The following is a 13,639-nucleotide window of genomic DNA, read 5'->3' as shown; positions in this document are numbered from 1 at the left end:
TTGTTGTAACCCTAGGGTGCGCAGGCAGCCCCGTAGGAGCGGGCCATGCCCGCGATCGCGGCTATGGCCCGCTCCTACAAAAAGCACGCCCGCCGGTGCGCGCAGCGCACCGGCGTTGCATCAGGCTTGTTGCAGGGCGCGTGGACGCGTGCTGCGCTGCTCGGCTCCGGCGACCGGGGCCTTCTGCAGCTGGAAGTCGAATTGCAGTTCGGCGAAGCGGCTGCCCTGCACACCACGGTCACGGGCTACGGCGGCGTCCTCGACGAAGGTGAGGTCGCCGACCAGGCCGTCGCGGGTGGCGTAGGCGAAGTCGTCCCACAGGTACTGCTCGCCCGCCAGGTTGATCTGGGTGGTCAGGTGGCGATGGCCTGGGGCGGAGATGAAGAAGTGGATGTGCGCAGGACGCTGGCCGTGGCGGCCGAGCAGGTTCAGGCACTCCTGGGTCGGCCCATCCGGCGCGCAGCCGTAGCCGCTGGGCACGGTGCTGCGGGCGCGGTAACGGCCGTCGGCATCGGTGACGATGCGCCGACGCAGGTTGTAGTCGGACTGGCTCTGGTCGAAGTAGGAGTAGTTGCCCTGGGTGTTGGCGTGCCACAGGTCGACCACCGCACCGGCCACCGGCTGGCCCTGGGTGTCGCGCACCACGCCTTCGAGGAACATCACGGTGGCGCGGTCCAGCTCGCTGCCGTCGTCCATCCGCACTTCGCCTTCGGCCATGGGCGCACCGGCGACATACAGCGGGCCTTCGATGGTGCGCGGGGTGCCGCCGGTCAGGCCAACCTCGGCATCCTTGGCGTCCTGCAGGATGTCGAGGAAGTGCTCCAGGCCCAGCCCCGGTACCAGCAAGCCGGCTTCATTGCGGCCGCCCAGGCGGTTGAGGTAGTCCACCGTGTGCCAGAACTCGTCATCGGTGATTTCCAAGTCTTCGATGATCTTCGCCGCGTCGTTGATGATGCGCAGCATGATCTGCTTGACCCGTGGGCTGCCCTGGTCGTTGTTGAGGCCCGCAGCCTCGTTGAACAGGTTCTGGATTTCGGCAGTGTGGCTGACTTTAACGGTCATGATGGTGTCCTCGTTTTTTTGTTCTAGGGCTAATCAAAGGTCGTCTTCACGGATCGATGAGGGGTGCCGGCACAGCGGCGTAACCTCGATGTCCATGTAGGGAAACAGCGGCAGCTGCATCAGGGTGTCGTGCAGTTCCTGCACGCTATCCAGGTCGAATACGCTGTAGTTGGCGTACTGCCCGGCGATGCGCCACAGGTGGCGCCACTTGCCTTCGCGCATCAGGCGCTGGGCCAGCTCCTTCTCGTCTGCCTTGATCTGGGCGGCCTTGGCCGGGTCCATGTCCACCGGCAGTTTTACGGTCATCTTCACGTGGAACAGCATGGGTACATCTCCTCTGCTGACAGCTTGTTTGCCAGTGGGTTAGGGGCGACGGAAGAACGCCAGGCGTTCTTCATTCAGGCTCAGGCCGAGGCCCGGCGTACGCGGCACATGCAGCTGGAAGTCGCGATACAACGGCGCCTCGTTGACGATTTCCTCGGTCAGCAGCAAGGGACCGAACAGTTCGGTGTGCCAGGTCAGTTGCTTGAGGGTGAGGAAGGCGTGGGCCGAGGCCAGGGTGCCGATCGAGCCCTCCAGCATGGTCCCGCCGTACAGGGCGATACCGGCCGCCTCGGCGATCGCCGCGGTACGCAGCACAGCGCGCGGACCGCCGTTCTTGGCAATCTTCAGGGCGAAGATGCTGGCGGCGCCGTCGGCGGCCAGGCTGAAGGCGTCTTCCACGCTTTCGATCGATTCGTCGGCCATGATCGGCGCCGGGCTGCGCTGGTTGAGGCGCACCTGGCCGCTGCGGTTGATCCGCGCGATCGGCTGCTCGATCAGGTCGATGCCGTTGTCGCCGAGCACCTGGCAGGCACGCAGGGCCACCGATTCGTCCCAGGCCTGATTGACGTCGACGCGCACGCTGGCGCTGTCACCCAGGGCGCGCTTGATGGCAATCACGTGCTTGAGATCCTGAGCGACCTCGCCCGCACCGATCTTCAGCTTGAAGATGCGGTGACGGCGAATCTCCAGCATCTGCTGGGCTTCGGCGATGTCCTTGGCGGTGTCGCCGCTGGCCAAGGTCCAGGCCACTTCCAGGCTGTCGCGCACACGGCCGCCGAGCAGCTCGCTGACCGGCAGGCCCAGGCGCTTGCCCTGGGCATCGAGCAGCGCGCTTTCCAGGCCGGACTTGGCGAAGGTGTTGCCCTTGGCGGCCTTGTCCAGACGCTGCATGCAGGCGTTGATATTGGCCGCGTCCTGACCGATCAGCAGCGGCGCCAGGTGGCTGTCGAGGTTCTGCTTGATGCTTTCCGGGCTTTCGTTGCCATAGGCCAGACCACCGATGGTGGTCGACTCGCCCAGGCCTTCGATGCCGTCGGCGCAGCGCAGGCGGATCACCACCAGGGTCTGCTGCTGCATGGTGTGCATCGCCAGCTTGTGCGGGCGGATGGTCGGCAGATCGACGATGATCGCCTCGATGCTTTCGATCAGGACTTGGCTCATTTCAGGTTCCGCTAGTTGGGGTCAGGAAGCCGTGGCCGCCGGCAGCGGCGCGGCACTGCTGCGCTGGCTGCTGATGGCGAACACGCTCATGGCAATGGCGGCGATGGCACCGGGAATGGCGAACGCCAGAAAATTGAGCTGCAGCGGCAGGTTGATGCCCAGCAGCGCGCCACCGAGTAGCGGGCCGACGATGGCGCCGTTGCGGCCGATGCCCGAGGCCCAGCCGAGGCCGGTCGAACGGATCGACAGGCCGTAGAACTGCGCGGCACAGGCGTACAGCAGGATCTGCGTGCCGATGGTGGTCGCGCCGGCCACAGCAATCAGCAGGTAGAGCAACGGCGTCGGGCTGTTGAAGCCGAGCAGGCTGATCGACAACGCGGCGGCGACAAAGAACACCACCATCACCTTGGCCAGCTTGAAGCGGTCACCCAGCCAGCCGCCGAGGATGGCGCCGGCCATGCCGCCGAAGTTCAGCGCCAACAGGAACGAAAGGCTGGAGCCCAGGCTGTAGCCGGCGTTGGCCATCAGTTTTGGTAGCCAGGAGCTGAGCGCGTAGACCATCAGCAGGCAGCTGAAGAACGCCACCCAGAGGCACAGCGTGCGCAGCAGACGACCCTCGCGAAACAGCTCGAGCACGGAGGCCGAGCCGCCTTTCACCGCCGCCAGGTTCAAGCTGTCGTCAGCCGCAATGGCCCGGCTCGGGTCGACCCGCCGCAGGATCGTGCGGGCTTGCTCGGTACGCCCCTGGCGCACCAGAAAACCAACCGACTCAGGCAGGAAGCAGAGAATCAATGGCAGCAACAGCAGGGGTACGGCGGCGACGAAGAACATCGACTCCCAGCCAAAACGCGGCAGCATGTACATGCCGACGCCGGCCGAGAGCATGCCGCCGACCGAGTAGCCGCTGAACATGATGGCCACCAGGGTGCTGCGCAGTTTCTTCGGTGCGTACTCGCTCATCAGCGCCACCACGTTGGGCATCAGACCGCCACAGCCGAGACCGGCGATAAAGCGGCAGATGCCGAACTCGGTGGGATTGCTGGCAAAACCGTTGACCAGAGTCGCACCGCTGAACAGCAAAAAGCACAGGGCGATGCCCTTCTTGCGTCCGATCTTGTCGGCCAGGGTGCCGAAGGCCAGGGCACCGAACATCATGCCGAACAGCGCATAGCTGCCCAACGCGCCGGCTTGCAGCGGGGTCAGCCCCCACTCCTGCATGATTACCGGCAGGACCACTCCGTAGATGAACAGGTCGTAGCCGTCGAAAATCAGCAGCAAGGCGCACCACAACATCACCATCCAGTGATAGCGATTGAAGCGCGCGTTATCTATTACCTCGTGTACGTCAATATTGCGCATGGCATCGGTTCTCTATTTTATTTTTGTTGTGTAAACCCGCTCGCATCGCTGGCGGGCAATTAGCTGCAGACGCCTAGCCCTGGTCGCCACCACCCACGGGCAAGGTCACCCCGGTGATGTAGGCGGCGTCGTCGGACGCGAGGAATAGAATTGCCCCGGCTTGATCGTCGATGCTGCCGTAGCGTTTCATCAGGCTGCTGCTGACGGTCTGGTCGACGATCTGCTGGTACCAGAGCTTTTCCTGCTCGCTCTGCGCGGCGTCGTTACGCGGAATCCGCCGTGGCGGTGCTTCGGTGCCGCCCGGTGCGGTGGCGTTGACCCGGATGCCGCGCTCGGCAGTCTCGAACGCCAGACACGCAGTCAGGGCGTTGACGCCGCCCTTGGCCGCGCCGTAAGGCACGCGGTTGACTCCGCGGGTGGCGATCGAGGAGACGTTGACGATGGCGCCGCTGCCTTGCTCGAGCATCTGCGGCAGTGCGGCATGGCAGCACCACAGGGTGGGGAACAACGAGCGCCGCACTTCGGCCTCGATCTCATGCGCCTGGTAGTGCTCGAACGGTTTGGCCCAGATGGTGCCGCCGACGTTATTGATCAGGATATCCAGGCGACCGAAACGCTCGAGCGCCGCGGCCATCACGCGCTGGCACTCGGCGAACTGCTCGAGATCGGCGGTCAGGGTCAGCACTTCGGCGACGCCAGCCAACTCATCGGCCAGTTCATGCACCAACTCGGAACGATCGACCAGCAGCAGCCGCGCGCCCTCCTCGGCCATGCGTTCGGCCACGCGGCGACCGATGCCCTGGGCGGCGCCGGTGACCACGGCGACCTTGTGTTGAAAACGCATACTCATAGTCCCGACCTCGATGAAGGCTGGCGGCGCATCGCCGACCAGTGGGCGTGGGCTCCGGCCCGCGCCGCGAATAAAACAGGCCCGCCTAACCGGTAAGCGGACCAAAGGAGCCCTTAGGCGCTGGCGGCGAACTTCTCGTAATAGAAGTTGGCCGGCTGCACGCCTTGTTCGCGGATGTAGCTGCTGACCGCCTCGACCATCGGCGGCGGACCGCACAGGTAGACATCCACATCGCCGTCGTTGAGATGCTTGGGCGCGATGTGCTGAGTGACGTAGCCCTTGAGTGGATAGCTGCTGTCCGGGCTGGCCACGCAGGCGCTGTAGGTGAAGTTGGCAATGCGCGCGGCGAGGGCCTCGAGCTTGTCCATCTCGACCAGGTCGAAATCGTTGGTCACCCCGTAGATCAGGTGCAGCGGATGCGCACTGCCCTGCTCGGCAACCTTCTCGAGCATCGCGGTGAACGGCGCCAGACCGGTGCCGCCGGCGAGCAGCAACAGCGGCCGCTTGATTTCGCGCAGGTAGAAGCTGCCCAAGGGACCCGCCAGGGTCATGCTGTCGCCGGCCTTGGCCAAGCCAGTGAGAAAGCTGCTCATCAAGCCGCCCGGCACGTTGCGGATCAGGAAGCTGACTTCGCCGTCCTTCTGCAGGGTGCTGAACGAATAGGCGCGGCTCTGCTCGCTGCCCGGCACCTGCAGGTTGACGTACTGGCCTGGGAGGAACGCCAGCTTGCTCAACGCCTCGCCCTTGATCGACAGGGCGATGGTGCTGTCGGAGAGCTGACGCACCGCGCTGATCGCCGCCTCGTAGCTGGCCTGCTGGGTCTTGCACACCTCGCTGGAGGCCGGCACGCGCACCACACAATCGCTTTCGGCACGCATCTGGCAGGTCAGCACATAACCCTGCTCGGCTTCTTCTTCGCTCAGGGCGTCTTCGACGTATTCCTCGCCGAGGTCGTACTGGCCGGCTTCGGCGAAACACTTGCAGGCACCACAGGCACCGTCGCGGCAATCCAGCGGGATATTGATGCCTTGACGATAAGCCGCATCGGCGACGGTCTCGCCCACAGTGGCGTCAATGAAACGGGTAACCCCGTCTTCGAAATTCAATGCGATCTTGTGGCTCATGGCGCACCTCGCTTTAACAAAGTCAGTTGTCAAACCGCAGGCGGAGCATCATTCGCGCAGAGGCACCCGAGGCCAGGAGAGCCAGCGCTCTCCCCGCCCATGATCCGTGCCAGCGCAGGCTCCGAACCGGGTCTTATAGGTGATAGACGTCGATGATCTGCCGCACGTAGTCGTTCTTCAGAACCACCTTCTTGGCCTTGATCAGCGGGTTCGGCCCGCTGGTGTCGAGGGTGTAGAAGCTGGTGCCGTAGAAGTGGTCGACGACCTTGTAGCGAAAGCTCATGGTGTGCCAGTTGAAACGCAGCTTGCACACGCCATCGGCCTGCTCGATTAGCTCGATGTTGCTGATGTTGTGCGAGGTGCGCGTATCCGGAATGGTGGCACTGGAGCGTTCGGTGCGGATGCGGAACACGCGGTCTTCCAGACCACTGCGGTTGCCGTACCAGATCAGCGAGATTTCAGTCTGCGGGTTCTCCACCAGCTGGTCGCGGTCATCCCAGGCCGGCATCCAGAAGGTCGCGTCGCTGGCATACAGCTCCAGCCACTCATCCCACTGCTTGTCGTCGAGGTAGCGCGCTTCACGGTAGAGGAAGTCACGCGCGGCTTCGTATGTCAGGCTCATTTACGCGCCCTCCACGTGAATCAATTGATCCTGCTGTTCCTTCAGCGCCTTGATCATCTGCTGCTGCCAGTAGTGATGCTGCAGCACGAACAGACCCTCGTCTTCGGTGCGCACGCCGCTCATCAGCGGATGCAGATCGATTTCCTTGGCCGACTCGTCGGCGCCCTCGACCCAGTGCTCGCAGCCACGGGACATGTCGTTCCACTCCATGGCGCGACCGGCGAAGCCCTGCTGGCAGGCACGGAACTCTTCCAGATCGTCTGGAGTCGCCATGCCGCTGACATTGAAGAAGTCTTCGTACTGCCGGATACGCCGGGCGCGGGCCTCGGCGCCCTCGCCTTTCGGCGCGATGCAATAGATGGTCACTTCGGTCTTGTCCACCGCCAGTGGCCGGGCGATGCGCAGCTGCGAGCCGAACTGGTCCATCAGGTACAGGTTGGGGTACAGGCAGAGGTTGCGTGAGTTGCCGATCATCCAGTCGGCACGCGCCTCACCGAACTCGCTGGCGAGACGATCACGCTCGGCGAACATCGGCCGGTCTTCCGGGTTATCCCAACGGGTCCAGAGCAGCAGGTGGCCGTTGTCGAAGGAGTAGAAACCACCACCCTTCTTGCCCCAGCCACCGGCGCTCATGGCGCGGATATCGTCACCGGCTTCTTTCAGCTTGCGCTGCTGCTGGGTGGCGGCGTAGTTCCAGTGCACGGCAGTCACGTGGTAGCCATCGGCACCGTTCTCGGCCTGCAGCTTCCAGTTGCCTTCGTAGACATAAGTGGAGGAGCCGCGCAGCACTTCCAGGCCATCGGCGGACTGATCGACAATCATGTCGATGATCTTCTTCGACTCGCCGAGAAAGTCTTCCAGCGGCGCGACGTCTTCGCGCAGGCTGCCGAACAGGAAGCCGCGGTAGGACTCGAAGCGCGCGACCTTCTTCAGGTCATGCGAGCCGTCGCAGTCGAAGCTGTCCGGGTAACCCGCTTCCTTGGGGTCCTTGACCTTGAGCAACTTGCCCGAGTTATTGAAGGTCCAGCCGTGGAACGGGCAGGTGTAGGTGGCCTTGTTACCGCTCTTGAAGCGGCAGAGCATGGCACCGCGATGACTGCAAGCGTTGATAAAGGCGTTGAGCTCACCGGCCTTGTTGCGCGCGATGAAAATCGGCTGACGCCCCATGGAGGTGGTGTAGTAATCGTTGTTCTCGGGGATCTGGCTTTCATGGGCCAGATACAACCAGTTGCCCTCGAAGATGTGCTGCATCTCCAGATCGAACAACCGAGGGTCGGTGAACATCTCACGCTTGCAGCGGAAAATGCCCTTCTCTTTATCTTCTTGCAGCAGGCCGTTCAGGTAATCGAGTCGCAGGGTCATCGCCATGGCTCCGTTATTATTGTTTCAACGGAATCAAGGCTACGACTCAGGACTGTCCGACAATATCCACTTTGTACACGACCTCTATCCGTTTTCTGCAGGGCGGCGAAACGGATAAACGGCATGCGTGGGGAACGGAAAACAGGCAGCGGGAGGACGTTAACGCGCCAGCGGGGAGAGAAGATCAGTGCCCAGGACGTACGCCAGGCAGCACATCAAGGGCCATACGGCTTAGTCGCGGCGGCGCAGGGTGTCGGAAGGCAGCTCGCCAAAGGCGCTCTTGTAGCTCTCGGAAAAGCGCCCGAGGTGCAGGAAGCCGTAATCCAGCGCCACCTCGGTGACGTTACGCACCTTGGCGGTCGGGTCGATCAGGCAGGCATGCACCTTCTCCAGTTTCTTGTTGCGGATATAGTGCTTCGGCGTGGTTCCAGCGTTGCGCTCGAACAGCGCGTAGAGCGAGCGCGGGCTCATGCGCACCACCTCGGCCAGCTGCTCCAGGCCGATATCCTGCTTGAGATTGTCCTCGATGTACTGGGCGATACGCTCGAACGATGGGCAGCTCTCGAGCTCCTCACGGCCGACGTTGTTGGCCAGCAGGCCAAGGAGCTTGGTGGCAATGATCCGCGTGTACTGCTCTTGTACCTGGGTCATCGGCTGCGCGCTTTCGGCTTCGTCGCAGACCAGCCCGAGCAGGTTGACGAACCCATCCAGCTGCTGGAGGTTGTGTCGTGAGGCGAAGCGTATGCCTTCGGCCGGCCGGCGCCAGTGGTTCTCGCTGCACGCGCGATCGAGAAAGGTCGTGGGCAACTTGACGATGAATTTCTCGCAGTCGTCCGAGTAGGTCAGGTCGACCGGATCGTCCGGGTTGATCAGCAACAACTCGCCGGGGGTGAAATAGTGCTCCTCGCCCCGCCCGCGCCACAGGCAGTGCCCCTGCAGGAGTATCTGCAGGTGGTAAATGGTTTCCAGTGCCGGCGAGGTGACCCGCACGCTGCCCCCGTAACTGATCCGACACAGATCCAGGCTACCGAAGGTGCGGTGGTTAAGACTGGCCTCGGGCCGCCCGCTTTGGGGCAAACGAATGCAATGCGAGCCAACATGCTGATTCACATAGTCGGAGACTGCATAGGGATCGGCATTGTGGAATATCCGACTTCTCTCGTTAAGTAGACGACAGTCCATAATTCACGTGCTCTTATAATTTTATGGCGCTGAGGGTCGGCACAAGCAAGGCATCCGCCCTCACGTCTTATATTGATACAGGCAAAACAGCCGTACAGCAGCCAGCACCGATCAACGGTCAACACCCATCAGCCGCATCGACCGACTCGCGGGTGTCAATGACAGCGATTGCGACAGCTTAGTGAATTCGAGCAATAGAAGGATGGTCAGTGCGCGATAACCGCACACATTCGCTCAAGGCTGTAGTCCCCGCGCCTGGCTCACAATGACTTGAACAACTGACCGCTCAACTCGCGGCTGGCGTTGAGCATGATCGGCAGGAAGCGCTGCTGCAGCTCACTGGCAGGTACCCGCCCGGCATGGGTGCTGACGTTCATCGCCGCTAGCACATGGCCGGACGAGTCGTACACCGGCACGGCCAGCGAACGCAGCCCTTGCTCCAGCTCCTGATCGACCAGGCACCAACCCTGCTGACGCACCTGCTGCAGGCATTCCCAGAGCGCTTGCGGGGTATGCAGGGTGCGGCTGGTCTTGACCTGCAGGTCGGCGTGATTGAGGTAGTCGCGCAGGCTGTCATCATCCAGCGCAGCGAGGAGAATCCGGCCCATCGACGTGCAGTAGGCCGGCAAGCGGCTGCCGACGCTGAGGTCTACCGAAATCAGCCGCTGCGGAATCGCCGAACGAGCGATGTAGAGCACCTGCTCGCCTTCCAGAGTGGCCAGGTTGCAGGCCTCGTGCAGCTGCTCGCTGATCCGGTCCAGGAAGGGCTGCGCCGAGACGGCCAGGGGCGTGGACGACAGGTAGGCATGGCCGAGGGTCAGCACCTTGGGCAGCAGCGAATAGGTACGTCCGTCGGTGGTCGCGTAGCCCAGCTTCATCAGGGTATACAGACAACGGCGCACAGCCGCGCGAGGGATCTCGGTGCGATGGCTGATCTGCGCGATGGTCAGGTGGCGCTTGCGTTCCTGGAAGGCATTGACCACTGCCAGGCCGCGCGCCAGCGAGGTCATGAAGTTCGGATCACCGCTCAGATCGGCGATGCGTTTGGCCGGTGAAACATACACCGGCGGCACTAGGCCGGACAGTGGCGGACGCGCCTCGGTCATACAACCTCCTAAGCAGACGGGAGCAACAATGATGCGATTATCGAACGGTGGTTCGATAATCGCAATTCCTCCAGCCGGCGCAACAGGTAACCTGCCGACGTTCAGCCAGCGCCCGTTATGCCCAGGCATCCATCGCCATTTGTGCGTGCAGCTGGATCCCGCACCGGCTTCTGTGGCAGCGCTCTCCCCCCGATAATCGCGCTAATAGCCACGATAAGGGGCGGGGTTCGCTACTGCTTAGTCAGACTTCTGCTCATCAGGCAGCCCCGATGACCTGCCAGCGACCAACCTACCTAGGATCCGGGTTTTATTCGCGCGAGCGGACAGCACTGCATAGCCGAGACGCAATCCGGGGAACAGGCCCCGGATGGGTGCAGTTTTAGAAAAAGACCACAGAGGGCGCCGTGCTGACTGAGGCCAGTCGGATGGCAGTGGCTGCGGGCAAAAAACAGCAGGCACAAAAAAGCCCGAATGCCTTTGCGATAAGGACATCCGGGCTTTCTTTTACCTTCCGAGGAAGGATATATGGTGGGTCGTGTGGGATTCGAACCTACGACCAATTGGTTAAAAGCCAACTGCTCTACCAACTGAGCTAACGACCCGATGCAGGGCGCATGATACTGATTTAATTCAGAAAATCAACACCAAGCAGCAAACTTTTAACGGTAACGGGTCGGATCGGCCACAGCCGCCGCGGCAAAACCGGCCGCACGCAGGCGACAGCTGTCGCACTTGCCGCAGGCACGACCTTGCTCATCGGCCTGGTAGCAGGACACCGTCAGGGCATAATCCACGCCATGGCGCATACCCGCCTCAACGATCTCGGCCTTGCTCATGTTCTGCAGCGGCGCCTGGATCCGGAAACCCTTGCCTTCGACCCCGGCCTTGGTCGCCAGGTTGGCCATGCGCTCGAATGCTGCAATGAACTCGGGACGGCAATCCGGGTAGCCGGAATAATCCACCGCATTGACCCCGATGAAGATATCGCGCGCGCCCAGCACCTCGGCCCAGCCCAAGGCCAGGGAGAGAAACACGGTATTGCGCGCAGGCACATAGGTGACCGGGATGCCTTCGCTCGGGCTTTCCGGCACCGCGATGCTGCTGTCGGTCAGCGCCGAACCACCGATGCCATCGAGACTCAGGCCGATCACCTTGTGCTCGACCACCCCCAGGTGACTGGCCACCCGCTCGGCCGCCTGCAATTCGGCGCGATGGCGCTGGCCATAGTCAAAGCTCATGCTGTAGCAGCTGTAGCCCTCGGCCTTGGCCAGAGCCACCACGGTGGCCGAATCGAGGCCACCAGAGAGCAAAATTACCGCTTTCTTGTCGCTCATATCAATGTCCCGGCTCGTCGTTCCAGAGAATCTTGTGCAACTGCATTTGCAGGCGCACGGGCAGGTTATCGGCGACGATCCAGTCAGCCAGCGAACGCACGCTCAACTCCTGGTGGCTCGGCGAGAACAACACCTCACCCGCGCGCTCGTGCAAACGGTACTGGATCAGCTTGGTCACCGCCCAGTCATAGTCTTCGCGCGAGCAAATCACAAACTTGACCTGATCGTTTGCCGTCAACAGCTCGATATTCTCATAGCGGTTGCGCGCTACTTCTGCCGAGCCTGGGGTTTTCAGGTCGAGCACCTTGCTCACCCGCGGATCGACCGCCGACACATCCAGCGCGCCACTGGTTTCCAGCGATACCAGGTAGCCGGCATCACACAAGCGCTTGAGCAGAGGAATGCAGTTGGGTTGCGCCAACGGCTCGCCACCGGTCACACAGATATAGCGCGGCTTGTAGCTGGCAATCTGCTCAACGATGGCGTCCAGAGACACGACTTCGCCGCCACTGAACGCGTAGGCGGTATCGCAGTACTGGCAGCGCAGGGGGCAGCCGGTCAGGCGAACGAACACGGTCGGCAAGCCGGCGGTGCGCGTCTCGCCCTGCAGCGAGTAGAAAATCTCGGTAATTCGCAGGGTATCTTGCATATCAGCCACGGGCGTGACGGCTAAACAGGCCATCCGCCTCCGTTGCGGGAAAAGGGGCGCGGATTGTAACGAAAAAACCCGCGACAGGCGCGGGTTTATCACTACAGCTTGAGGCTTGCAGTTGATTCCTTATGGCATCCGCTGCAAATCCCGCTGCGCCAGTTGCGCCGCAGAACTACCCGGATACTTCGCAATCACCTGCTGCAGAATGCCTTTGGCCTTGTCTGCGTTGCCCAGACGCATTTCGACGTCAGCAAGCTTGAACAATGAGTCTGGCACTTTCGCATGCTGCGGATAGGACTGACTGACCTGAGCAAAGGCCTTGCCGGCACCCTGCAGATCGCCTTGGGCCAGGTTCACCTCGCCCAGCCAATACTGGGCATTGCCGGCATATTGGCTGTTCGGGTATTTACGCACAAAGGCAGCAAATGCCTGACTGGCCTTGTCAAAATCCTTGGCTTTGATCAGATCGAAGGCAGCGTCATAAAACAGCTTTTCCTTCTCTGGATCAGCCGGATCACTGCTGGCGGGGGCTGGCGCCTGGCCAGCAGCCGCTGCTGAATTGCCATTGGTGCCTGCAGCACCAACGGCAGGGGAATTCTGGGTGGCCGCAGCACCTGCTGCTCCACTGCTCAAACGCCGATCAAGATCCTGATACCGCTCCAGGCCTTCTTGCTTCAAACGTTGAATTTCATTCTGCTGCTCTTCGAGCAGGCCGCGCAGTTGCGCGATTTCTTGCTGCATCTGTTGCAGCTGGGTAAACACCATGCCTTGCGCCGAGGTTGGGGCCTCATCGACCCCTCCCCCGACGTAGGCGCCGGACGTGCCATAACCAGAAGGCGGATAACTACTACTGCCATAATCGGCATTGTTATCCACCACAGGAACCTCGGCCCAAGCCGTAAACGGCAGGCAGAGGGCCAAAATAGTCAAAGCACGGCGGCAGGTATGCATGGCTATTACTTACGCAGTTCTACGCGACGGTTCTGAGCCCAGGATTGCTCGTCGTTGCCAGTGGCAATCGCACGCTCTTCACCGTAGGAAACCAGTTCCAGCTGGGCCGGGGAAACACCCTGCAGCACCAGGTAACGCTGAACGGCTTTCGAGCGACGCTCGCCCAGAGCCATGTTGTATTCACGAGTACCGCGCTCGTCAGCGTGGCCTTCCAGAACGACGCGAGCGCCATTACCTTTCAGGTCTTTAGCGTGAACGTCGAGTGCGCGCATAGCTTCGGCTTTCAGGTCGGCGCTATCGTATTCGAAGTAGAACGTGGTGATAGCGCGCAGAGCAGCTTCTTCGCTCATGCTGCCATCTACGGAACCAGTATCAGCACCGTAACCAGCGTTCGGATCTACAGCGTCGCCTTGACCAGCGGCATCACCGCCTTTGGACGAACAACCAACAGCAACAGCCAGAGCCAGACCCAGTACAGCAAATTTGCCAAATTTCAGCATTTCCATCATGTAACTCCTAATGAACCCCAGTGTGTTAAGCAGTATTTCGT

Annotated in this window: 14 protein-coding genes and 1 tRNA gene; all 15 read right to left on the bottom strand. The window is 61.8% G+C overall.

Annotated elements, in window-relative coordinates; all coding sequences use genetic code 11:
* Positions 1-120: 120 nt before the first annotated feature.
* The 15 genes from catA to pal all read right to left on the bottom strand — a co-directional run bounded on the left by catA (position 121) and on the right by pal (position 13,595).
* Entirely contained in the window at positions 121-1,062 is a 942-nt protein-coding gene (gene catA / locus B2D37_RS03065) for a catechol 1,2-dioxygenase (RefSeq protein WP_079201337.1), read from the bottom strand.
* Positions 1,063-1,095: 33 nt separating this feature from the next.
* A complete protein-coding gene (gene catC / locus B2D37_RS03060) occupies positions 1,096-1,386 on the bottom strand; it encodes a muconolactone Delta-isomerase (protein WP_079201336.1) in 291 nt (96 codons plus the stop codon).
* Between the two features lie 39 nt (positions 1,387-1,425).
* A complete protein-coding gene (locus tag B2D37_RS03055) occupies positions 1,426-2,547 on the bottom strand; it encodes a muconate cycloisomerase family protein (RefSeq protein ID WP_079201335.1) in 1,122 nt (373 codons plus the stop codon).
* A 21-nt stretch (positions 2,548-2,568) separates the two neighbouring features.
* A complete protein-coding gene (locus tag B2D37_RS03050; RefSeq protein WP_079201334.1) occupies positions 2,569-3,906 on the bottom strand; it encodes an MFS transporter in 1,338 nt (445 codons plus the stop codon).
* Between the two features lie 73 nt (positions 3,907-3,979).
* The gene (locus tag B2D37_RS03045) at positions 3,980-4,756 is read right to left on the bottom strand and encodes a 1,6-dihydroxycyclohexa-2,4-diene-1-carboxylate dehydrogenase (protein ID WP_079201333.1); all 777 of its coding nucleotides are present in this window, start codon (positions 4,754-4,756) and stop codon (positions 3,980-3,982) included.
* Between the two features lie 113 nt (positions 4,757-4,869).
* The gene (gene benC / locus B2D37_RS03040; protein WP_079201332.1) at positions 4,870-5,880 is read right to left on the bottom strand and encodes a benzoate 1,2-dioxygenase electron transfer component BenC; all 1,011 of its coding nucleotides are present in this window, start codon (positions 5,878-5,880) and stop codon (positions 4,870-4,872) included.
* A gap of 133 nt (positions 5,881-6,013) precedes the next feature.
* The gene (benB, locus tag B2D37_RS03035; protein ID WP_079201331.1) at positions 6,014-6,502 is read right to left on the bottom strand and encodes a benzoate 1,2-dioxygenase small subunit; all 489 of its coding nucleotides are present in this window, start codon (positions 6,500-6,502) and stop codon (positions 6,014-6,016) included.
* Positions 6,503-7,864 carry a benzoate 1,2-dioxygenase large subunit gene (gene benA, locus B2D37_RS03030; RefSeq protein ID WP_079201330.1) on the bottom strand — a complete coding sequence of 454 codons (1,362 nt, stop codon included), beginning with the start codon at positions 7,862-7,864 and terminating at the stop codon, positions 6,503-6,505.
* 231 nt (positions 7,865-8,095) lie between these two features.
* Positions 8,096-9,046: an AraC family transcriptional regulator gene (locus B2D37_RS03025; protein ID WP_079201329.1), complete on the bottom strand. Its 951-nt coding sequence runs from the start codon at positions 9,044-9,046 to the stop codon at positions 8,096-8,098.
* Positions 9,047-9,306: 260 nt separating this feature from the next.
* A complete protein-coding gene (locus tag B2D37_RS03020) occupies positions 9,307-10,152 on the bottom strand; it encodes an IclR family transcriptional regulator (RefSeq protein ID WP_079201328.1) in 846 nt (281 codons plus the stop codon).
* Positions 10,153-10,678: 526 nt separating this feature from the next.
* Positions 10,679-10,754 (bottom strand) — tRNA-Lys (locus B2D37_RS03015).
* Between the two features lie 57 nt (positions 10,755-10,811).
* On the bottom strand, positions 10,812-11,486 hold the full coding sequence (gene queC / locus B2D37_RS03010) for a 7-cyano-7-deazaguanine synthase QueC (RefSeq protein WP_079201327.1): 675 nt from the start codon (positions 11,484-11,486) through the stop codon (positions 10,812-10,814).
* Position 11,487: 1 nt separating this feature from the next.
* Complete coding sequence (queE, locus tag B2D37_RS03005) at positions 11,488-12,135, bottom strand: 7-carboxy-7-deazaguanine synthase QueE (RefSeq protein WP_079204886.1); 648 nt, start codon at positions 12,133-12,135, stop codon at positions 11,488-11,490.
* Between the two features lie 129 nt (positions 12,136-12,264).
* Entirely contained in the window at positions 12,265-13,089 is an 825-nt protein-coding gene (ybgF, locus tag B2D37_RS03000; RefSeq protein WP_079201326.1) for a tol-pal system protein YbgF, read from the bottom strand.
* Positions 13,090-13,094: 5 nt separating this feature from the next.
* Positions 13,095-13,595, bottom strand: a complete 501-nt coding sequence (gene pal, locus B2D37_RS02995; protein ID WP_079201325.1) for a peptidoglycan-associated lipoprotein Pal — start codon at positions 13,593-13,595, stop codon at positions 13,095-13,097.
* Positions 13,596-13,639: the final 44 nt, after the last annotated feature.

Origin of the sequence: Pseudomonas sp. CC6-YY-74, from assembly GCF_002025205.1 — a bacterium.
Taxonomy (GTDB): Bacteria; Pseudomonadota; Gammaproteobacteria; order Pseudomonadales; family Pseudomonadaceae; genus Aquipseudomonas; species Aquipseudomonas paeninsulae.
This window is presented reverse-complemented; position numbering and strand designations above follow the sequence as displayed.

What these genes read in the sequence shown, in the direction of transcription:
- catA (WP_079201337.1), bottom strand. Translation starts at nt 1,062, where the DNA reads ATGACCGTTAAAGTCAGCCACACTGCCGAAATCCAGAACCTGTTCAAC.
- benB (WP_079201331.1), bottom strand. Translation starts at nt 6,502, where the DNA reads ATGAGCCTGACATACGAAGCCGCGCGTGACTTCCTCTACCGTGAAGCG.
- catC (WP_079201336.1), bottom strand. Translation starts at nt 1,386, where the DNA reads ATGCTGTTCCACGTGAAGATGACCGTAAAACTGCCGGTGGACATGGAC.
- ybgF (WP_079201326.1), bottom strand. Translation starts at nt 13,089, where the DNA reads ATGCATACCTGCCGCCGTGCTTTGACTATTTTGGCCCTCTGCCTGCCG.
- queC (WP_079201327.1), bottom strand. Translation starts at nt 11,486, where the DNA reads ATGAGCGACAAGAAAGCGGTAATTTTGCTCTCTGGTGGCCTCGATTCG.
- B2D37_RS03050 (WP_079201334.1), bottom strand. Translation starts at nt 3,906, where the DNA reads ATGCGCAATATTGACGTACACGAGGTAATAGATAACGCGCGCTTCAAT.
- B2D37_RS03025 (WP_079201329.1), bottom strand. Translation starts at nt 9,046, where the DNA reads ATGGACTGTCGTCTACTTAACGAGAGAAGTCGGATATTCCACAATGCC.
- B2D37_RS03020 (WP_079201328.1), bottom strand. Translation starts at nt 10,152, where the DNA reads ATGACCGAGGCGCGTCCGCCACTGTCCGGCCTAGTGCCGCCGGTGTAT.
- B2D37_RS03055 (WP_079201335.1), bottom strand. Translation starts at nt 2,547, where the DNA reads ATGAGCCAAGTCCTGATCGAAAGCATCGAGGCGATCATCGTCGATCTG.
- queE (WP_079204886.1), bottom strand. Translation starts at nt 12,135, where the DNA reads ATGCAAGATACCCTGCGAATTACCGAGATTTTCTACTCGCTGCAGGGC.
- benC (WP_079201332.1), bottom strand. Translation starts at nt 5,880, where the DNA reads ATGAGCCACAAGATCGCATTGAATTTCGAAGACGGGGTTACCCGTTTC.
- B2D37_RS03045 (WP_079201333.1), bottom strand. Translation starts at nt 4,756, where the DNA reads ATGAGTATGCGTTTTCAACACAAGGTCGCCGTGGTCACCGGCGCCGCC.
- benA (WP_079201330.1), bottom strand. Translation starts at nt 7,864, where the DNA reads ATGACCCTGCGACTCGATTACCTGAACGGCCTGCTGCAAGAAGATAAA.
- pal (WP_079201325.1), bottom strand. Translation starts at nt 13,595, where the DNA reads ATGGAAATGCTGAAATTTGGCAAATTTGCTGTACTGGGTCTGGCTCTG.